Source organism: Streptomyces sp. Z423-1 (genome assembly GCF_013009255.1).
In the GTDB taxonomy this organism is placed as follows: domain Bacteria; phylum Actinomycetota; class Actinomycetes; order Streptomycetales; family Streptomycetaceae; genus Streptomyces; species Streptomyces gossypiisoli.
Genome location: NZ_CP053109.1, coordinates 5,650,082 through 5,669,390, shown reverse-complemented (window position 1 = coordinate 5,669,390; position 19,309 = coordinate 5,650,082). Strand labels below are relative to the sequence as shown.

At 73.8% G+C, this 19,309-nt stretch carries 15 protein-coding genes; 9 read left to right on the top strand and 6 right to left on the bottom strand.

What is annotated here, in order from left to right; all coding sequences use genetic code 11:
• Positions 1-29: 29 nt before the first annotated feature.
• Positions 30-1,694: a urocanate hydratase gene (gene hutU, locus HJD23_RS25415; RefSeq protein ID WP_171108399.1), complete on the bottom strand. Its 1,665-nt coding sequence runs from the start codon at positions 1,692-1,694 to the stop codon at positions 30-32.
• 176 nt (positions 1,695-1,870) lie between these two features.
• On the opposite strand from hutU, the gene HJD23_RS25410 reads away from it, so the two are divergent.
• From HJD23_RS25410 to HJD23_RS25390, 5 genes are all read left to right on the top strand, one after another.
• The gene (locus tag HJD23_RS25410) at positions 1,871-3,304 is read left to right on the top strand and encodes a diaminopimelate decarboxylase (RefSeq protein ID WP_171108397.1); all 1,434 of its coding nucleotides are present in this window, start codon (positions 1,871-1,873) and stop codon (positions 3,302-3,304) included.
• Between the two features lie 147 nt (positions 3,305-3,451).
• Positions 3,452-3,847, top strand: a complete 396-nt coding sequence (locus HJD23_RS25405; RefSeq protein WP_141311409.1) for a hypothetical protein — start codon at positions 3,452-3,454, stop codon at positions 3,845-3,847.
• Positions 3,844-4,716, top strand: coding sequence for a transcriptional regulator (locus HJD23_RS25400; RefSeq protein WP_171108395.1), 873 nt, complete (start codon positions 3,844-3,846; stop codon positions 4,714-4,716). Before HJD23_RS25405 ends, HJD23_RS25400 begins: the two co-directional genes overlap by 4 nt.
• Before the next feature lie 214 nt (positions 4,717-4,930).
• Positions 4,931-5,416 carry a roadblock/LC7 domain-containing protein gene (locus HJD23_RS25395; RefSeq protein WP_171108392.1) on the top strand — a complete coding sequence of 162 codons (486 nt, stop codon included), beginning with the start codon at positions 4,931-4,933 and terminating at the stop codon, positions 5,414-5,416.
• A gap of 16 nt (positions 5,417-5,432) precedes the next feature.
• Positions 5,433-5,807: a hypothetical protein gene (locus HJD23_RS25390; RefSeq protein WP_171108390.1), complete on the top strand. Its 375-nt coding sequence runs from the start codon at positions 5,433-5,435 to the stop codon at positions 5,805-5,807.
• Between the two features lie 10 nt (positions 5,808-5,817).
• Here HJD23_RS25390 and HJD23_RS25385 read toward each other — a convergent pair whose 3' ends face one another.
• The 3 genes from HJD23_RS25385 to HJD23_RS25375 form a co-directional block, all read right to left on the bottom strand.
• Entirely contained in the window at positions 5,818-6,402 is a 585-nt protein-coding gene (locus HJD23_RS25385; RefSeq protein ID WP_171108388.1) for a hypothetical protein, read from the bottom strand.
• A 115-nt stretch (positions 6,403-6,517) separates the two neighbouring features.
• Positions 6,518-7,378: a MurR/RpiR family transcriptional regulator gene (locus HJD23_RS25380; protein ID WP_171108387.1), complete on the bottom strand. Its 861-nt coding sequence runs from the start codon at positions 7,376-7,378 to the stop codon at positions 6,518-6,520.
• Complete coding sequence (locus tag HJD23_RS25375) at positions 7,375-8,883, bottom strand: aromatic amino acid ammonia-lyase (protein WP_171108385.1); 1,509 nt, start codon at positions 8,881-8,883, stop codon at positions 7,375-7,377. The genes HJD23_RS25380 and HJD23_RS25375 overlap by 4 nt, the downstream gene beginning before the upstream one ends.
• A gap of 179 nt (positions 8,884-9,062) precedes the next feature.
• Between HJD23_RS25375 and HJD23_RS25370 the strand changes: the two genes are divergently transcribed.
• From HJD23_RS25370 to HJD23_RS25355, 4 genes are all read left to right on the top strand, one after another.
• Complete coding sequence (locus tag HJD23_RS25370; protein ID WP_171111406.1) at positions 9,063-9,488, top strand: hypothetical protein; 426 nt, start codon at positions 9,063-9,065, stop codon at positions 9,486-9,488.
• Between the two features lie 102 nt (positions 9,489-9,590).
• The gene (locus HJD23_RS25365; protein ID WP_171111402.1) at positions 9,591-12,827 is read left to right on the top strand and encodes an FtsX-like permease family protein; all 3,237 of its coding nucleotides are present in this window, start codon (positions 9,591-9,593) and stop codon (positions 12,825-12,827) included.
• A 65-nt stretch (positions 12,828-12,892) separates the two neighbouring features.
• Positions 12,893-15,613, top strand: a complete 2,721-nt coding sequence (locus HJD23_RS25360) for an ABC transporter permease (RefSeq protein ID WP_171111404.1) — start codon at positions 12,893-12,895, stop codon at positions 15,611-15,613.
• Positions 15,614-15,687: 74 nt separating this feature from the next.
• A complete protein-coding gene (locus HJD23_RS25355; protein WP_171108383.1) occupies positions 15,688-16,665 on the top strand; it encodes an ABC transporter ATP-binding protein in 978 nt (325 codons plus the stop codon).
• On the opposite strand, the gene HJD23_RS25350 is transcribed toward HJD23_RS25355, so the two are convergent.
• Both HJD23_RS25350 and HJD23_RS25345 read right to left on the bottom strand, forming a co-directional pair.
• The gene (locus tag HJD23_RS25350) at positions 16,662-17,381 is read right to left on the bottom strand and encodes an ABC transporter ATP-binding protein (RefSeq protein WP_171108381.1); all 720 of its coding nucleotides are present in this window, start codon (positions 17,379-17,381) and stop codon (positions 16,662-16,664) included. The two genes, HJD23_RS25355 and HJD23_RS25350, sit on opposite strands and share 4 nt — an antisense overlap.
• A 415-nt stretch (positions 17,382-17,796) precedes the next feature.
• Positions 17,797-19,185 carry a cystathionine beta-synthase gene (locus HJD23_RS25345; RefSeq protein ID WP_171108379.1) on the bottom strand — a complete coding sequence of 463 codons (1,389 nt, stop codon included), beginning with the start codon at positions 19,183-19,185 and terminating at the stop codon, positions 17,797-17,799.
• Positions 19,186-19,309 lie beyond the last annotated feature (124 nt).

The window sequence follows — 19,309 nt, the reverse complement described above, 5'->3', positions numbered from 1 at the left end:
ACGGTTGCCGTGCCCGCCGTCGTACTGGGTCACGCTTCCCCACCCTCACGCATCGGCACCCGCACGCCCCGCTCCGACGCCACCGACTCCGCGATGTCGTAGCCCGCGTCCACGTGCCGGATGACGCCCATCCCGGGGTCGTTGGTCAGCACCCGCCGGATCTTCTCCCCGGCCAGCGCCGTGCCGTCGGCCACCGTCACCTGACCGGCGTGGATGGACCGCCCCATGCCGACGCCGCCGCCGTGGTGGATGGACACCCAGGAGGCGCCCGAGGCCACGTTCACCATGGCGTTCAGCAGCGGCCAGTCGGCGATCGCGTCGGAGCCGTCGAGCATGGCCTCGGTCTCCCGGTAGGGGGAGGCCACGGAGCCGCAGTCGAGGTGGTCGCGCCCGATGACGATCGGCGCGGCCAGCTCGCCGCTCGCGACCATGTCGTTGAAGCGCTCACCGGCCTTGTCGCGCTCGCCGTATCCGAGCCAGCAGATCCGGGCGGGCAGCCCCTGGAAGTGCACCCTCTCCCCGGCCAGGCGGATCCAGCGGGCGAGGGACTCGTTCTCGGGGAACAGGTCGAGGATGGCCCGGTCCGTCCTGGCGATGTCGGCGGGGTCGCCGGACAGGGCCGCCCAGCGGAAGGGGCCCTTGCCCTCGCAGAACAGGGGGCGGATGTAGGCGGGGACGAAGCCCGGGAAGGCGAACGCCCGGTCGTATCCGGCGAGTTGTGCCTCACCGCGGATGGAGTTGCCGTAGTCGAACACCTCGGCGCCGGCGTCCATGAAGCCCACCATCGCCTCGACATGCCGGGCCATCGACTCACGGGCCCGCGTGGTGAAGCCCGCCGGGTCCTTCGCCGCGTACGACGCCATCTCGTCGAAGTCGACGCCGAGCGGCAGGTACGACAGCGGGTCGTGCGCCGACGTCTGGTCGGTGACGATGTCGATCGGAGCGCCCATGGCCAGCAGCTGCGGCACCAGCTCCGCCGCGTTGCCCAGCACGCCGATGGACAGCGGGCGGCGCGCGTCCCGCGCCTCGACGGCCAGCTGGAGGGCGTGGTCGAGGGAGTCGGCCCGCACGTCCAGGTAGCGGTGCTCGATACGGCGGTCGATGGCCCGAGGGTCGCAGTCGACGCAGATCGCCACGCCGTCGTTCATGGTCACGGCGAGCGGCTGGGCGCCGCCCATCCCGCCGAGCCCGGCCGTCAGGGTGATCGTCCCGGCCAGCGAACCGCCGAACTTCTTCGCGGCGACGGCGGCGAAGGTCTCGTAGGTGCCCTGGAGGATGCCCTGGGTGCCGATGTAGATCCAGGAACCGGCGGTCATCTGCCCGTACATGGTCAGGCCGAGGGCCTCCAGGCGGCGGAACTCCTCCCAGTTGGCCCAGTCGCCGACCAGGTTGGAGTTGGCGATGAGCACCCGCGGCGCCCACTCGTGGGTCTGCATCACGCCGACCGGGCGGCCGGACTGGACGAGCATCGTCTCGTCCTGCTTCAGCCCCTTCAGCGTGCGCACCATCGCGTCGAAGGACCGCCAGTCCCGCGCCGCCTTGCCCGTGCCGCCGTAGACGACGAGCTTGTCGGGGTGCTCGGCGACCTCGGGGTCGAGGTTGTTCTGCAGCATCCGCAGGGCAGCCTCCTGCTGCCAGCCCAGGGCGCTCGGTTCCGTTCCGCGCGGCGCTCGGACGGGGCGGGGTCCTGACATGGTCTGCCTCCTGGTGACTGCTCTCGCGGAGCTCCCGGCGGGATGTTGCTGCGGTGTTGCTGCGTGTTGCTACGGCTATTCACATCCTGGCGAGATGAATAGAGCTAGTCAATAGCGAGGTGCCCCGACACGGCCCCGACGGGAGTGTTTGGCTGGATGTATGGACTCAGGCATCAATGTCGGGCATCGACAGGACGGGGGACGACGTGCACGACGTTCATGAAGGCCGGACGGGCGGAGACAAGCGGTCGGTGCGGCGCGACGAGGCGGTGCGGGCCGCCGTGGAGCAGGGGCTGCTGGGGCCGGACGCCCCCATCGCCGGCCTGCTCGACGTCACCGGCATCCGGGAGTCGGCGGCGGAGCTGCGCGCGGCGTTCGACGCGGTGGTGGCACCCGGCACGCCCGTGCTGCACGCCTTCGCGGTGAAGGCGACGCCGCTGGTCCCGGTGCTGCGGCTGCTGCGCGACGAGGGCATCGGCGCCGAGGTGGCGAGCCCGGGCGAGCTGGCGCTGGCCCGGGCGGCCGGGGTGGCGCCGGAGCGGACGGTGCTGGACTCGCCCGCGAAGACACCGGCGGAGCTGCGGGAGGCGCTGGCGCTGGGGATCGCCGTCAACGCGGACAACCCGCAGGAGCTGGCGCGCATCGACGCCCTCATGCTCCCCCACAGCCCGAAAGGCGTGGGAGGTACCCCCATGGCACCGAGTCGCTCCCCCCTCGGGCTCCGGGTGAATCCGCAGGTCGGCGGCGGCTCCATCGAGGCGCTGTCCACCGCCACGGAGACCTCGAAGTTCGGGGTGGCGCTGCGGGACGAGGGGGCGCGTGAGTGGGTGGTACGGGCGTACGCCGAGCGCCCCTGGCTGACGCGGCTGCACGCGCACACCGGGTCGCAAGGCATCCCGCTGTCGCGCATGGCCGAGGGTGTGGCGGCGACGTACGCGCTGGCGGAGGAGATCAACCGGCGGATCGGGCGGCCGCAGGTCGACACGATCGACATCGGCGGCGGGCTGCCGGTGAACTTCGCGTCGGAGGCGACGACACCGACGTACGCGCAGTACGCGCGGATGCTGAAGGAGGCGGTGCCGGGGCTGTTCGACGGGCGGTACGGGCTGGTGACCGAGTTCGGGCGGTCGCTGCTGGCCAAGCACGGGACGGTGGTGGCGCGGGTGGAGTACGCCAAGAGCGCGGGCGGGCGGCCGGTGGCGGTGACGCACGCGGGCGTGCAGGTGGCGACGCGGACGGTGTACGCGCCGGGGTCGTGGCCGCTGCGGATCGCCGCGTACGACGGCAAGGGGCGGCCGAAGGAGGGACCGGCGGTGGTGCAGGACGTGGCGGGACCGGCGTGCTTCGCGGGCGACCTGCTGGCCGAAGGGCGCGAACTGCCGCTGCTGGAGCAGGGGGACTACGCGGCGGCGCTGGACACGGGCGCGTACTACTTCGCCCACCACTACGCGTACAACTCCCTCGCCCGGCCCGGGATCTACGGCTTCGCCCCGGACGGTGCGGGCGGCGTGACCTTCGCGACCGTACGGACCGTCCAGACGCTCGACGAGATCGTGGCCGAGTCGGGCGGGGCGCACGCGGGCACGCTCACCACGCTCCCCGAGGGGTGATCAACTCCCGTGAAACGAGCGTCAGTTGACCCACCCTAGCCACTCGACGCATGTTCCACTGGAAAATGCCAGAAGGCTCACCTCTCGCACACACGTTGCGTAGTCTCTGGGTCACTCAGCCGAACCCAGGCAGGAGGGGAGTCCGGGGTGCCCGGAATCGACGAGTGCTTACTGGAGGCCATGCGGCTGCCCGGAGCCCGGGGAGCCGCACTGGTCGACTGGACGAGCGGACTGGCCCTGGGCACCGTCGGCGAGCCACCGGGCGGCGACCACGAGGCGGCGGCCGCCGAGGCCGCGGAACTGGCCCGGCTGGCCGCCGAGCAACGGGCGTTCGCACCGGGGGACGCCGAGGCGGAGGACGCCGATCCGCCGGTCGAGGACCTGATCCTCAGCAACCGGGACAGCTATCACGTCCTGCGGTTCGTGCGGACCTCGTTCGACAGCAGCGTCTTCCTGCACCTGTGGCTGGCCCGGGCGGACGGCAACCTCGCGCTGGCCCGGATCCGGCTGGGCGAGATGGCCGGACGGCTGGTACTGGGATGACCGTGGTCGGCACCACCCCGCCGCCCGGACTGCCGGTACGGGACAAGGCGGCCCGGCACCGGACCGGCGGCGTCTCCCCGATGCTGACCCGCCTCGCCGCCGAGCGCGCCACCGGCGTCCTGGTCCGCGCGACCGGCACCCTGTACCTCGCCGAGGGCCGGGTGGCACACGCCGAGAGCCCCCTCGCCCCCGGCCTCGGCGTGCTCCTCACGGCGCACGGCACCCTCGACGCCCGGGCCTGGCAGGACGCCGTCGACCGGGCCGGCGAGCCGGGCACCGCCGACCGCCTGCTCCTCGACGGCGGCCGACTCGCGCCGGGCGCACTGGAGTTGTGCCACCTCAGCGCGCTGTACGACGCCGCGTACTTCGCGCTCGCGCCCAGCAGCACCCCGGGCCGCTTCCGGTACGGCACCACGCACTGGCTCGGTTCCGTGCACCCGGTCCCGGTCGGCGCCGTCGAACACGAGACGCTCCGCCGACGGGCCCTGCTGCACCGCATCTGGCCGGACCCGGCGACCGACAGCGCACCCCTGGAACGCCTCGACACCGCCGCAGCCCCGGCGGTCGCGCCCCGGCAGAGCGCGGTGCTGGCCCGCGTGGACGGCCTGCGCACGGCGACCGACATCGCCCGCGCCCTGGGCAGACCGGCCTTCCACACCCTGGTGGCCATACGCCGCCTGGCGGCCGCGGGCCTGGTGGCACCCCGCACACCGCATCCGGGCACGGACGGCTCCTGGCCCGAGCACCCGGACCCGGGCCCCGGCGCCCCCGCGACTCCGGCCCGCCTCCCGCCCGTCGGCCCCCGCGCCGCCCAACACCCCGACATCGCGCTGCTGAAGAGGGTCAGGGATGCGCTGGAGGCCCTTTGACCGGCAGCAACCGCGACAGCCCGCACCGCAGCCCGCGCCGAGACAGCCGACGCCGCCGAAGCCCACGCCGCCACCACCGGCACCACGACAACCGACGCCACCCCACGCCACACCGCCACCGCCGGTACCACGACAGCCCACGCCACCCCACCCCACACCGCCCCCACCCAAGCCCCGACACCCGCCTCGACCACCCGCCGAGAGGAGAGCCCTGATGGCGGTGGAATCCCCGATCCTCGACGAACTGCACCGGCTGAGAGCCCGCGTCCCCCAGCTGACCGGCGCCCTCGCCGCCGGCGTGGACGGTCTGGTGATCGCCCACGACACCCCCGGCGTCGAGCCGGAGGGCCTCGCCGCGCTCACCGCCGCAGCGCTCGGCGTCGCGGTGCGGGTCACGGACGCGACCGGCCGGGGCGACCTGCGCGAACTACTGGTCCGCGGCGTCCGCGGCTATGTGGCGACGTACGCCGCGGGCCGCACCGCCGTACTGACGCTGCTCGCCGAGGACCGCGTCAACGTCGGTCGGCTCCACCTGGAGGGCCGCCGCACCGGCGCCCGCATCGGCGAGCTGGTCGACCACCTGACCCCGGTCCCACCCACCGTCCCCCCGCAGCCCGCGGCGGCCCCCACCCGCCAGCGGCAGCCCGTCCGCCGAACCCCCCGCACCCCCACGAACACACCCACCACCACGGAACGTTGAGAGGAACCCGACCACCATGGCCAACACCGAGACCGCCCTCAAAGAAGCCCTCGCCTCCATCGAAGGCGCCACCGGAGTCGCCCTCGTCGACTACACCAGCGGTATGGCCCTGGGCACGATGGGCGGCAGCAAGAGCTTCGACCTCAACGTCGCCGCCGCCGGCAACACCGACGTGGTCCGCGCCAAGATGCGCACGATGGAGCACCTCGGGCTCAAGGGCGGGATCGAGGACATCCTGATCACGCTGTCGGACCAGTACCACCTGATCCGCCTGCTCAGCGGCCGCGGCGGCAACGGGCTGTTCCTCTATCTCGTCCTGGACGCCAAGCGCGCCAACCTCGCGATGGCCCGGCATCAGCTGCGCCGGATCGAGGAAGAGCTCGAAGTCTGACAGCCCGAGGTCAGACCAGCGCGGCGGCGCGGCGGCGGGAACCGCCCGGCGCCGCGTCGCCCGCCGCGATGCCGGTACTGCGGAAGGCCTTCACGGCCTTGCCGGCCGGACGGCCCCCGCCCCGGCTCAGCCAGTCGACGCGCACCCACAGCAGCGCCTCGTCGGCCCGCTCGCGCCGCCCGAGCCACGCCGCCTTCAGCCACAGCCCCGCACCGCACCCGGCGAGCAGCATGCCGCCCGCGGCAGGGGCGGCGAAGGCGCTGCCCAGCGCGGCGAGGAAGGGGAGCAGCAGCCACCAGCGATGCCCGCGCCGCCAGTTGCGTACGGTCACCGCGCGGTCCTGGAGCACGTCCTGCTTGGCGGCGCGGGCGGCGCCGCGGGCGAGGGCGGCGTACCGTCCGCGGCGCGCGTACGCCACGAGGGCCGCCGCCAGGATGAACAGCACGGCCCCGGCCATGACGCCGATCCGGCGCCCCGTCAGTCCCGGCACCAGCACGCCGGTGCCGGCCGCGACCACGCCCAGCCACCACAGTGGTGCGGCCCCGGCCCGTACGACGCAGGCCACCCGAGCCAGCCCCTGTCCTCCGCGCGTCACGTTCAGCCTCCCGTCTCATGGGTCCAACGTTGCCTCAGTCGTGAGACTCAAGTCTTGGAACACTCACGCTAGCGAGGCAAGGTGAGACGAGTCTGAGAAGGCACCGGCGGCCCGCTCACTCCACGAACAGCCCCCGTGCCGCCGCCCGCGCGTCGAACTCCTCCAGCCGCGCCTGCGCCTCCGGCAGGTCGTCGCACATCGCCTCCAGCAGCACCCGCCCCAGCAGCATCGGCGCGCACGCCGTGTCGAAGGCGAGCCCGGTGCCGACGGCGGCGGGCAGCAGCAGGTCGGACGCCTTGGCGACCGGCGCGAAGGCGGAGTCGGCGACGGTCACCACCGTCAGCCCGGCCTCCTTGGCGTAGGCCAGGGTGTCGACGACCTCGCGGGGATGGCGGGGCAGCGCGAAGCACAGCAGCGCCGAGGCGCCCGCCCGTACGGCGCCGTCGATCCGGTCGTGGATCATCGTGCCGCCCTCGTTGAGCAGCCGTACGTCCGGATGGACCTTGGCGGCGAAGTAGGCGAAGCCGTACGCCTGGGAGGCCGCCGCCCGCAGGCCCAGCACCGGCAGCGGGCGGGAGGCGGCCAGCAGCCGGCCGGCCTCCTGCACGGGCCGGGGATCGGCGAGCAGTTCGGCGAGGTGCTTGAGGTTCTCGATCTCGGCCTCGACGGCCTGCTGGTACTCGTTGTACGAGGCCGTGTCCGACGGCTGCTCGACGGGCGCCACCTCGCGCAGGTGCCTGCGCAGGGCGGGGTAGCCGTCGAAGCCGAGGGCGACCGCGAAGCGGGTGACGGACGGCTGGCTGACCCCGGCCAGTTCGGCCAGCTCGACGCTGGACAGGAACGGCACGTCGGCGGCCCGCCGGACCATGCTGTGCGCGATGCGCCGCTGGGTCGGTGTGAGCCGGTGCCCCTCGAAGAGCGCCTGCAGCCGCGCCGCAGGGCTGTCCGGCGCACCCGCGTTGGTGTCCGCGCTCATGACGTGCTCCCCCTCCAGATGTCCGTGAACCGGTCGAGCAGCCCGGCCGCCACCGTGACGTCGTGCGTGAGCGGCCGGTCGGCCGGGTCCGCGTCCAGCACCGACTCGGCCAGCTCCAGCGCCCGGCCCGTCGGCAGGTCCGGTTCGGGCCGTAGGTCGCGCTGGCGCAACGCCCGTACGGCGGCGACGAGTTCGCAGCCGACGACGAGACGGTACGCGCCGCACGCGCGCAGCGTCTGACGTGCGGCGAGCGAGGCGAAGCTGGCCTGTTCCTCGACGCCTCGGGAGAGTACAGCGTGGCCGAGCGACGCGGGGGCGGAGAAGGCCCGCAGATCGCCGAGCGCGGCACCGGCGGCGTACTCCAGGATCATCACCCCGGAGGAGGCGGGCTCGTGGTCGGCGAGGAAGGGGCGCAGGCGGGTGAAGGCGGGCTCGTTCAGCGTCGACAGCCGGGACGTCGACAGCCTGGCCACCTGCGTTATGGCGAGCCTGAAGTGGTCCAGGGCGAGGGCGAGCTGGGCCTGGTAGAAGCCGCCGTGGTGGTAGGCGGCCATGTCCTCGGGGGAGATCAGCGGGTTCTCGGCGGCCGCGTTGATCTCGACGGTGAGGACGTCGTCCAGGGCGTCGGCGGCGTCGTGCGCGGGGCCGTGGATCTGGGGCAGGCAGCGGAAGCCGTACGGGTCCTGGATCCGGCCAAGCGGCGGGTGCGGCCGGTCGGTGGCGCCGATCAGCCGCCGCATCCGGCGGGCGACGTCGGCAGTGCCCCGGTGCGGGCGGGCGGCGTGCACGGGGGCGGCGTACGCCTCGTGCGAGCCGTCGACGGCCAGCAGGGACAGCGCGGCGACGACCTGGGTGGCGGCGAGCAGCCCGCGCAGTTCGTGCAGGGCGAGCGCGGACTGGCCGAGGGTGAGGGCGTTGCTGCTGATCAGGGCCAGCGCGTCGTTGTTGTCCAGCGGCTGCGCCTCGGGCGCGCCCGCTCCCCGCCACGGATGCTCCCCGGCCAGCGCCAGCCCGACCTGCGCCAGCGCGGCGATGTCCCCGGTGCCGACCGACCCGAACTCGTTCACCACCGGGTACGCCCCGCTCTCCAGCGCCTCGCACAGCGCGGTGACGACGGACGGCCTGAGCCCGGCGCCGCCCGCGAGCAGCTGGTTGGCGCGGACGGCGAGCATCGCCCGGACCTGCCGCGCGGGCAGTTCCTCGCCGATGGCACCGGCGTGACTGCGCAGCAGCCGCAGCCCGTGCGCGGCGGCGCCCTCGGTGGGCACGGGCTCGTTCCGGTTGGCGCCGACGCCGGTGGAGCGGCCGTACACGCGTCCGGTCGCGGCGATCATGCGGGCGGCGTCCCAGGACTCCTCCGCGCGCTTCATCGCCTCGGTCCCCGGCACCGGCCGCGCGTGGCCGTCGGCGAGCCGGACGACGTCCGCGACGCCCATTCCGCGCCCGTCCAGGACCACCAGGGCCGCCGCGGCACCCTCCAGGGCGTCCACGATCCGAGACGACATCACGCACCTGACCATTGACAACTTATTCAGACACCAAGAACTCTGCATGATGTTATACAGATCGGGCAAGGGACTTGATTCGGCGGGCCTGACAGCCACCGGCTGACCCGCCGCCGAAACGGGGGCTAACCCCAGTGCGGCAGGCCCTCGCGCTCCCTACCGTGAATCTCATGAGCGGAATGGACGCGCGGGACTCCGAGCTGAAGAAGGAACTCAACGCCACCCTGCAGGCGCGCAGGGAACTGGGCGAGGAGTACGAGTCCGCGCTGGTCGACTCGTTCCTGCAGAAGGTCGACCAGCGCATTGACGGGGCCGTGGAGCGGCGGCTGCGGCGGCAGTTGGCCGAGCAGCAGATGGCGGTGGCGCGGGATTCGCGGTCGTCGAAGCCGACGGACTCCTGGGGTGAGCGCTTCGGCTTCGGCATCGTCTCGCTGGTCCTGGCGGTGCCGCTCTCCGCGATCGGCGGCGGCGTGGCCGACCTGCCCGGCCTGCTGGTCGCCTGGGCCGGCATCGTCGGCGTCAACGCCTTCCAGGCGGCCCGCGTCAACCCCGGACTGTTCGGCAGGCGCCGCACGTCGCATCAGGACAGCGACTGGGAGGACTGACCGTCCGAGCTCGTCCAGGATCACGCCGCCGAAGTCAGTCCTACTATGCTCTCCAGGCTGAATACTGGGGGGCCGGTGGCAGAACGAGCAGCAACAGCGGGCATGTTGCGGTTCCTGGTGCTGCGGGCCCGGGGGTATCGCGCGCTCCTCGCCGCCGCGCTGCTGACTGTTCTGCTGACCACGGCCGTACTGGCCGCGCTCACCGCGTACGCGGGCGCGACAGGCGATGCGGCGCTGCGGCGGTCGCTCGCCGAGCAACGCACCGCTGCCGAGGCCGCGCTGGTGGTCAAGGCCGACGTGCCGGCCGGCGAACGGCAGGCGGCTGACGACGCCGTGCGGGCGGGAGCCCGCGCCACCTTCGCCGGGCTGCCCGTGCGGGTGCGCAGCCTGCTGCGGTCCGGCCCCTACGCCCTGCCGCTCGCCCTGCGGCCGGCCTCCGAGCGGAACGGGAACCCGGACCTCACACACTTCGCCGCCCTGGACCGCACACAGGTGCGGACCGTCGCCGGGCGGCTGCCGCGTACGGCGGTGGCCGCCGGGTACACCGAGGCCGCGCTGCCGCAGAGCGCCGCCCAGCGGCTCGGGCTGGCGCCCGGCGCCCGGCTGACCGTCACCGACCGTCTGGACGGCCCGGCGGTGCGTGTGCTGATCACCGGCGTGTACCGGCCGGCCGATGCCGGGGCACCCTACTGGCAGTTGGACGACCTGGGTGGCCGCGGGGTGAAGGCGTCCGGCTTCACGACGTACGGTCCACTGCTCACCACTCCGGGCGTGCTGACGTCGGGCCGGGTGAGCGTCGGCCCTTCGGGCTGGCTGGCGTCGGCCGACTACTCCTCGCTGACCACGGAGCGGATCGGCGCGCTGCGCGAGGCCGCCCGCACGGGGAGTGCGGAGCTGCGCGAGCGGCCCGCGCTCAGCGGTACGACCGTCGCGGCCACTTCGTTGCCCGAGGTCCTGGACCGTGTCGAACGCTCCCTGCTCGTCACCCGCGCCACCGTGCTGATCGTCGCCGTTCAGCTCGCTCTGCTCGCGGCCTGCGCCCTGTTGCTCGTGTCGCGGTTGCTCAGTTCGGAACGCGTGGCCGAGACGCGGTTGCTGCGGGCGCGCGGTGCCACCCGGGCGCGGCTGGCGGGTCTGGCCGCGCTGGAGGCCCTGCTGATTTCCGCGCCCGCGGTAGTGGGCGCGCCGCTGTTGTCCGGGCCGCTGACGCGGCTGCTGGCCGGGCAGGGTGCCCTGGGCCGGGCGGGCGTGCGCGTCCACGTGCCGGCCGGCGGTCGGCTCGACGTGTGGCTGGTCGCCGCGGGCGTGGCCGTGCTGTGTGCGCTGGCGGTGGCCGTCCCGGCGCTGCGGGCGTCCTTCGAGGACACCGTCGGGCGCCGGGCAGGCGCGCTGCCCGCACCGCTGCGCGCCGGGGCGGATCTCGGGCTGCTCGCCGTGGCGGGCGTCGCCTTCTGGCAGCTCGGCAGCCGGCGCTCCGGCGCCGTCACCGCCGACCGCGAGGGCGTTCTCGGTGTCGACCCGCTGCTGGTGGTGGCGCCCGCTCTCGTACTGCTCGCCGGAACGGTCCTGGTGCTGCGGCTGCTGCCCTTGGTGGCACGTGTCGCCGAGCGTCATCTGACGGAGGGGCGCGGGCTGACCGCGGCCATGGCCGGTTGGCAGTTCAGCCGCCGTCCGATGCGCGGCGCGGGCCCGGTGCTGCTCCTGGTCATCTCCGCGGCGTTGGGTGTGCTGGCGATCGGGCAGAGCGCGTCCTGGCACCGTTCCCAGGACGACCAGGCCGATTTCCGGGCGGGAGCCGCGGTGCGCGTCCTCGGCGCCGGGAGCGGCGACCTGGGCCGCACCGACGCCTACGCGGACCTTCCGCACATCGATGCCGTCGCCCCCGCTGCCCGTACCACCGTGTCGCTCTCCGGCGGCCGTACCGCGACCGTTGTGGCCCTGAACACGACGGACGCGGCCGGGACGGTGCTGATGCGGCGTGACCTGACGGATCGTCCGCTGCTCGCCGGGCTCGCGCCGCGCGGAGAACCCGCGGGCATCGCCGTGCCCGCGGGCACGGTCCGGCTCACGCTGACCGCTGCCCTGCACAGCGCGGCACCCGGGGCGGGCGCGGACGTCACGCTCACGGTGCGGGACGGTCACGGAACCGCCTACGAGATACCGTCCGGCCGCCTTGCCGCCGACGGCCGCCCGCACCCGCTGACCCCGGATCTCGGCGGCGCCCGGGGCCCGTTGGCCCTCACCGGGCTCGAACTGCGTTCGACGCAACCGACCGGCCGCGCCGACCAGCAGCGCCTGGTCCTCGGCACGCTCACGGCCAGGGCGGCCGACGGCGGCGTTCGGCAATTGACGTTGCCGACGACGTGGGCGACGGCGGCCGAGGCCGATGCGGCCGCCCCCTCCCCCGACGGCAGCACCGAACCGACCCGACCCCGGATCACATCGACGGCGCCCGTCACCATGACGTACAGCACCGGCTACCTGCCACGAGAGAGCACATCGCCGGCCTCCCCGCTGGTGGTCCGGCTGGATGTCGCACAGCCTGCGGCACCCGAGATCGTCGCGGTCGCCACCGACCGGTTCCTCACCGCCTCGGGCGCCCGCGACGGGCAGCGTGTCGACGTGGCGTTCGACGGCCGGACCGTGCCCGTACGCATCGTCCGCACCGCGCGCGGCCTGCCCACCACGGAAGCCACCGCACAGGACGGTGGGGCCCTGCTGGTCGATCTGCGGTCCGTCAACCGGGTGCTCCAGGCCCGCTACGGCACCAGCCTGCACCCCACCGAGTGGTGGCTGCGCACCTCCGCGCCCGGCGCCGCCGCGAAAGCCGTGCGTGCCCTGCCCGATGTCGATCCCGGGCAGGTGGTGGTGCGCGACGAGACGGCGGCGCAGCTCAGAGACGACCCCTTCGGGGCGGCCCCCGAGGCCGCACTGGTCGCAGCGGCCGGGGTGACGGTGCTCTTCGCCTCGCTCGGCTTCGCGGTGAGCGCGGCAGGGGCGATGCGGGCCCGGGACAGCGAGTTCGCCGTGCTGCGCGCCCTGGGCGCACCGCGCCGTCGGCTGGCCCGGCTGATCGCCGTCGAGCACGGCGTGCTGCTGGCCCTGGCGCTGCTGGTCGGCACTGCCCTGGGCGCTGTGCTGACCCATGCGCTGGTCCCCCTCGTCGTCCTGACCGGGCAGGCCACCCGCCCGCTCCCGCCCGTGCTGGTCGAACTCCCGCTCCCCCGTCTGGCCGCCCTGCTGGCGGCCCTCGCCGCGGGCCCCGTCCTGGTGACCGCGGCCCTGGCACTGCGGCGGGCGAAGCCGGTCGTGACGCTCAGGGACGAGGTGGACGAGTGACTGCGCAGCCGGTGTCCGGGCAGGACGAGGGGCCGAGCGCGGCGCGGCCGCACGGACGGGCCGAGTTGTTCCCGGCCGGGTTGCGGACCCGGCTGCGGGCCTTTCCCACTGCGGCCGTCGCCCTCGCGCTGCTGGTGGCCGTGACCGCCGCTCTGGCCGCCGCATACCCGCGTGCCGTCGACCGGTACGGGGACGCGGGCCTGCGCCGGGCGGTCGAGCAGGCCGCTCCCGACCGGACGACTGTGCAGCTGCAGGCCCCGCCGCCCTGGACCGACACGATGAGGGAGGCGGAGGCTGCCCTGCGCACCGGTCCGCTGGCCGCGGCGCAGGCCAAGGTTCTCGCCGCTGCCAAGGCGCCGCTGGTTCCCGACCCCGCGCAGTCGTCGTACGGCGTGCGGACGGCCGTCGGCCTGGAGGCGGCCGACACCTGGCTTCCCCGGCCCAGCGGGATGCCCGCCCAAGTGGTGCTCGCCGCTCAGCAGGACCTGGCCTCCCACTCCCGGCTCACCGCGGGCCGGCTGCCCCGCACCACAGGCAAGCCGGTGACCGCGGCGACCGCGGAGGTCGAGGCCGCCGTCACCGCGGACACCGCCCGCACGCTGCGCATCCGAGTGGGCTCGGTGATCCACGTGCCCGGCTCGGCCCGCGCCCCGCTCGGCATCCGGGTCACCGGGATCGTCACCCCGCGCTCCCCCTCGGGCGCCTACTGGTCAACGCTGCCGGTGCTGCGCACCCCCGCGCTGAGCCGCCTGCCCGGCAGCGCGCCGACGGACGTCTACTGGCTCGGGGGCCTGCTCCTCGCTCCCGATGCCGGCCCCGTCCTCCTGGGCACCCCCGGCCGCCCCTACCGGTACTGGCAGGTGGCCCCCGACGTCGACGCCCTGCGCGGGCACGGTCTCGACCGTATGGCGTCCGCCGTCGCCGCCCTGGAGTCGGGCCCGGGAGTACAGCACCTGCGGACGGTCGTCGATCCGCGTCTGGAGGCCCAGACGGACCTCGACGACGTCCTCACAGGCCATGCCGGGCTACGGTCGGGGATCGAGCCGCTGCTCCTCATCGCCGCCGTCGGGACCGGCACCCTCGCCGTGATCGTCCTGGCCATGGCCGGCGGCCTGGCAGCCGACCGCCGGCGCGCGGAACTGACCCTGCTGCGTGCCCGGGGCGCCTCACTGCCCGGCCTCGCCGCCGGGCTGCTGGCGGAAACGGCGGTGGTGGCCGTGCCGGCCGGCGCCCTGGGGCTGACCGCCGCGCTGCTCGCCCTGCCCGGTGCCCGCACCGCGCCCGCCGTCGCCGCCGCCCTCGCCGTCACCTTGTTCGCCTGCGTCGCGCTCCCGCTGCGCGCCCTGGTGGCGCACCGCGCGGTACGGATGCACGACGGCCGGGAGGACCTCACCTCCGCCCGGCCCTCGCGGCGCCGTACGGTGGCGGAACTCACCGTGCTGGTGATCGCGCTGGGGGCGGTCGCCGCACTGCGCCGGCAGGGCTCTGGCAGCACCGGGCTGGTGGCCGCCGCTCCGGTTCTGACGGGCGTGGTCGCGGCTCTGCTGCTGGTGCGCCTCCACCCACTGCCGCTGCGTGCGCTGGGCCGTTCGGTCGCCCGGATGCGCGGCGTGGTGATTCCGCTGTCGCTGGCCCGTGCGGGTCGCGCCTCCGGCTTCGCCGTGCTGCCGCTGCTCGCCCTGCTGAGCGCCCTGACCACGGCCGCGTTCGGCGGCTCGGTCCTGGCGGGTGTCACGGCAGCCCGCGACCAGGCCGCGCTGCTCGCCGTCGGCGCCGACGGCCGCGTCGAGACCGCCACCGGCGCGCTCCCCCAGGGCCTGCCCGAGCGCATCCGCCGACTGCCCGGCGTACACGACACGACGGAGGCGAGCCTCACCCGCGAGGCGAAGCCGCAACAGGGCGGTCAGCCGGTACCGCTGGCCGGTGTGGACCCCGGCGCCTATGCGCACCTGTCGCAGCGCACGGGACTGGGCCCGTTCGACGCGGCGCGCCTGCGGCACGGGGACACCGGCGCGACGGGCGGCGTCGCCGGCCCCCTGCCCGCGCTGGCCTCACCGCGCGTCGCCGAGGAGTACGGCACCGGCCCCTATTCCGTCCTGCTCGCGGACGGCACCGCTGTCACCGTCCGGATCGTCCTGGTCAGGGAGCGCACCCCGGCCGTGATCGGCGACGACTTCCTGGTCGTGGACCGTTCCGCACTCCCCCGCGGCGCGGCTCGTACGACGACCCTGCTGCTGACCGGTGACGCCCTGAACGGCCGGGCGCTGCGCACGGCGGCGGAAGGGGCGGCGGCGACCGTCCGGCTGCGCACCGAGGAACGCGCGCGGCACGTCGACTCACCGCTGCAGTCCGGTGCGGAGCGCCTGTACGGTGCCGCGGTCGCCGCGGGCGCCGGCTACGCCGTACTCGCCCTCCTGCTGACCGTGCTGCGCGCCGCGCCCGAACGCAGCGCCCTGCTCGCCCGGCTGCGCACGATGGGCATGAGCCGGGCGCAGGGTCGTCGGCTGCTGATCCTCGAAGCCCTTCCGCAAGCGTTCCTGGCCGCGGCGGGCGGCATGCTGACCGGCTGGGCCGGCATCCATCTGCTGTCGCCCGGCATCGACCTCACGGCCATCGCCCTGGCCTCCCCGTCCGCCCTCGAAGGGGCCGAGCTGCGCAGCGATCCGCTCTCCCTGGCGATTCCGGCGCTCACCGTGCTGATGCTGGCCATCGGTGTGCCCGCCGGGCAGGCCTGGTGGACCAGCCGGCGTGGCTCGGTCCGCGAACTGAGGCTGGGTGACAACTAGCCGATGAGCAGAACCGCGAGACGCGTCCCCCTCCGGCACCGGCCCGTGTCCCTCCTTCCGCCCAGGAGCAGCCGATGACCAGCGATCCGACCTTCGACGAACTCGCCGACCGTGCCCTCGCCGCGCGCAACGCCGCCGCATACGGCCACGATGCCCTGATCACCTGCGACCGGCTGGTGCGGATCTTCTCCGCCGACGGCGTGGAGGTCCAGGCGCTGCAAGGCCTCGATCTCCTGGTCAACAAGGGAGAACTCATGGCCCTGGTCGGCGCCTCCGGCAGCGGCAAATCCACCCTCATGAACATCCTGGCCGGACTCGACAAACCCACCGCCGGCGCGGCCCGCGTCGCCGGCCACGACCTGCTCGCCATGTCCGCCAGGGAACGCCTCGCCTACCGTCGCGAAACCGTCGGCTTCGTCTGGCAGCAGACCTCCCGCAACCTCCTGCCCTACCTCACCGCCGCACAGAACGTCGCCCTCCCCATGCAGCTCGCGCGCAGCCGGGGCCGGCGCCGCACCCGGGCCGACCGCGCCATGGAACTCCTCGACCTGCTGGACGTCGCCGAATGCCGCGACCGCCGTCCGCACCAGATGTCCGGCGGCCAGCAGCAGCGCGTCGCCCTCGCGGTCGCCCTCGCCAACCGTCCCGCGGTCCTGCTCGCCGACGAGCCCACCGGCGAACTCGACTCCCGCACCGCCGAACAGGTCTTCGCGGCCTTCCGCACCGCCAACGAAGCGCTGGGAACCACCATCGTGGTCGTCACCCACGATCAGTCCGTCGCCGGTGAGGTCCGCCGCACGGTCGCCATCCGGGACGGCCGCACGTCCACGGAAGTCCTGCGCCACAGCGAAGTCGACTCCGCCACCGGCCGGGAAACCCTGGTCGCCCGCGAATACGCCATGCTCGACCGGGCCGGCCGCCTCCAGCTCCCCGCCGAGTACACCCGGGCCCTGGACATGCGCGACCGCGTCGCCCTGGAACTGGAACCCGACCACATCGCCGTCCGCCCGGACAAGGCGCAGACCGGCCGTCAGGATCCTGAAGGCGACTAGGCGTTGTCCGCCGTCCGCTCGCTCCAGGACTCGGTGATCTCGCCGTCCTTCAACTCCAGCACCCGATCGGCGAGGTCCAGAAGGGTCGGGTCGTGGGTGGCCACGAGAGCCGTGATCCGTTCGCTGCGGACGACCGCGCGCAGCAGTTCCATCACGGAGTGCCCGGTCTCCGCGTCCAACTGGCCGGTCGGCTCGTCGGCGATGAGAATCGAGGGGCTGTTGGCCAAGGCGCGGGCAATGGCGACGCGCTGGCGCTGGCCGCCCGACAACTCCCCCGGGCGCTGCGCGGCATGGTCGGCGAGCCCCACCAGGGACAGCAGCAGTTCGACGCGCTCCCGCCGCTCGCGCGGGTCGGCCCTGCGCAACCGCAGCGGCACGCCCACGTTTTCGGCAGCCGTGAGGATGGGGATGAGCCCGAAAGACTGGAAGACGAAGCCGATACGCTCCCGGCGCAGCGCGAGGAGGGCGTCCTCTCCCTGATCCCGCAGGTCCAGTCCGTCGACGGTGACGCGTCCGCTGTCCGGCTCGTCCAGGCCGCCGACGATGTTGAGCAGGGTGGTCTTGCCCGAGCCCGAGCGTCCCTTCAGGGCGACGAGTTCTCCCCGAGGGACTTCGAAAGAGACGCCACGCAGAGCATGAACGGCGCCGGCGCCACGGCCGTACGACTTGTGCACGTCCGCCACCCGCAGCATGGCTCCAGTCGCCGCCTGCTCCATCGCACCCCTCGTACGCTCCCGTGATTCCCCGGCGAGCCAGTATCTCCACCGGCTCCGCGGGCGACAACGCGGATCCCGTACGTCAGTGGTGTGTGCGCGGGGACCGCCGCACCCCCGTTGCCGGGGGGCGGGACGACGGCGGTCCCCGCGAGGGACGCGGCCCGGGTCAGGCCGGGCTTGCGCGTCCGTGGCGTCCATGGAGGTCCGGGAGCCGCTCCGGAGGTCCTTGGCGCCGTACGGGCCGGCCCGGGCGGGGAGCCGCTCCCGCCCTGCCGACATCCACTAATGTGCCGGACCCGTGTTAAGCGGGTGCTGCGCGGACGTGACGCACTCGTACCACTTCCGAGAAGACCAACAAACGCACACGTCACCGCAAGTTCGCCGCCATCGTGGGCCGTTCACCGCCGGTTTCCCGCTACTTCGCGTTCTTGGCCAGGAAGGCCAGCAGGTCCTGCCGGCTGACCACACCGGTCGGCTTGCCCTCCACGAGGACGATCGCCGCGTCCGCCGTACCGAGCACGGACATCAGGTCCCCGACCGGCTCGCCGGAGCCGACCTGCGGCAGCGGCGCCGACATGTGCTTCTCCAGCGGGTCGTCGAGCGAGGCGCTCTTGGTGAACAGCGCGTCCAGCAGCTCCCGTTCGACGACCGAGCCCACGACCTCGGCGGCCATCACGTCCGGGTGCCCGGCGCCCGGCTTGACGATCGGCATCTGCGAGACGCCGTACTCGCGCAGCACGTCGATGGCCTGACCGACCGTCTCGTCCGGGTGCATGTGGACCAGGGACGGCATGGCGCCGCCCTCCTTGTCGTTGAGCACATCACTGACGCGGGCGCTCGGACCGGCGTCCTCCAGGAAGCCGTAGTCGGCCATCCACTCGTCGTTGAAGATCTTGCTCAGATACCCGCGCCCGCTGTCCGGCAGCAGGACGACCACCACATCGTCCTCGCCGAGCCGCTCCGCGACCCGCAGCGCGGCGACCACGGCCATGCCGCAGGAGCCGCCCACCAGCAGGCCCTCCTCCCTGGCGAGGCGCCGGGTCATCTGGAAGGAGTCCTTGTCGGACACGGCGACGATCTCGTCGGCGACGGTACGGTCGTACGCCGTCGGCCAGAAGTCCTCACCGACGCCCTCGACGAGGTACGGCCGCCCGGACCCGCCCGAGTACACGGAGCCCTCGGGGTCGGCGCCGATGACCTTGACCCGGCCGTCGCTGACCTCCTTCAGGTACCGCCCGGTCCCGGAGATGGTGCCGCCGGTGCCGACGCCGGCGACGAAGTGGGTGATCTTCCCCTCCGTCTGCTCCCACAGCTCGGGGCCGGTCGAGTGGTAGTGGGACAGCGGGTTGTTGGGGTTGGAGTACTGGTCCGGCTTCCAGGCGCCCGGCGTCTCGCGGACGAGCCGGTCGGAGACGTTGTAGTACGAGTCCGGGTGCTCGGGCGCGACAGCCGTGGGACAGACGACGACCTCGGCGCCGTACGCCCGCAGCACATTGATCTTGTCCGTGGACACCTTGTCCGGGCACACGAAGATGCACTTGTACCCCTTCTGCTGCGCCACGATCGCCAGCCCCACCCCGGTGTTGCCGCTGGTCGGCTCCACGATCGTGCCGCCGGGCTTGAGCGCGCCGCTCTCCTCCGCCGCCTCGATCATCCGCAGCGCGATGCGGTCCTTCACGGAACCGCCGGGGTTGAAGTACTCGACCTTGGCCAGGACGGTCGCCCGGATGCCCTTGGTCACGTTGTTGAGCCTCACCAGCGGGGTGTTGCCGACGAGACTGATCATCGAGTCGTGGAACTGCACCGTTGTCTCCGGATGCTGCAGAAGTGGTCGTTGGTAGTAGCGCCAGCCTATGGCCTGTCACCGGCGTTCACTCGCCGTTGAGATTGGCGGGGGCTCGCTTCGGGGCAAGGAGTGGATGTACGGG

Coding starts and splice junctions, on each gene's coding strand:
- hutU (WP_171108399.1), bottom strand. CDS start 1,694: ATGTCAGGACCCCGCCCCGTCCGAGCGCCGCGCGGAACGGAACCGAGC.
- HJD23_RS25410 (WP_171108397.1), top strand. CDS start 1,871: ATGTCGGGCATCGACAGGACGGGGGACGACGTGCACGACGTTCATGAA.
- HJD23_RS25400 (WP_171108395.1), top strand. CDS start 3,844: ATGACCGTGGTCGGCACCACCCCGCCGCCCGGACTGCCGGTACGGGAC.
- HJD23_RS25395 (WP_171108392.1), top strand. CDS start 4,931: ATGGCGGTGGAATCCCCGATCCTCGACGAACTGCACCGGCTGAGAGCC.
- HJD23_RS25390 (WP_171108390.1), top strand. CDS start 5,433: ATGGCCAACACCGAGACCGCCCTCAAAGAAGCCCTCGCCTCCATCGAA.
- HJD23_RS25380 (WP_171108387.1), bottom strand. CDS start 7,378: ATGAGCGCGGACACCAACGCGGGTGCGCCGGACAGCCCTGCGGCGCGG.
- HJD23_RS25375 (WP_171108385.1), bottom strand. CDS start 8,883: ATGTCGTCTCGGATCGTGGACGCCCTGGAGGGTGCCGCGGCGGCCCTG.
- HJD23_RS25370 (WP_171111406.1), top strand. CDS start 9,063: ATGGACGCGCGGGACTCCGAGCTGAAGAAGGAACTCAACGCCACCCTG.
- HJD23_RS25365 (WP_171111402.1), top strand. CDS start 9,591: ATGTTGCGGTTCCTGGTGCTGCGGGCCCGGGGGTATCGCGCGCTCCTC.
- HJD23_RS25355 (WP_171108383.1), top strand. CDS start 15,688: ATGACCAGCGATCCGACCTTCGACGAACTCGCCGACCGTGCCCTCGCC.
- HJD23_RS25350 (WP_171108381.1), bottom strand. CDS start 17,381: ATGGAGCAGGCGGCGACTGGAGCCATGCTGCGGGTGGCGGACGTGCAC.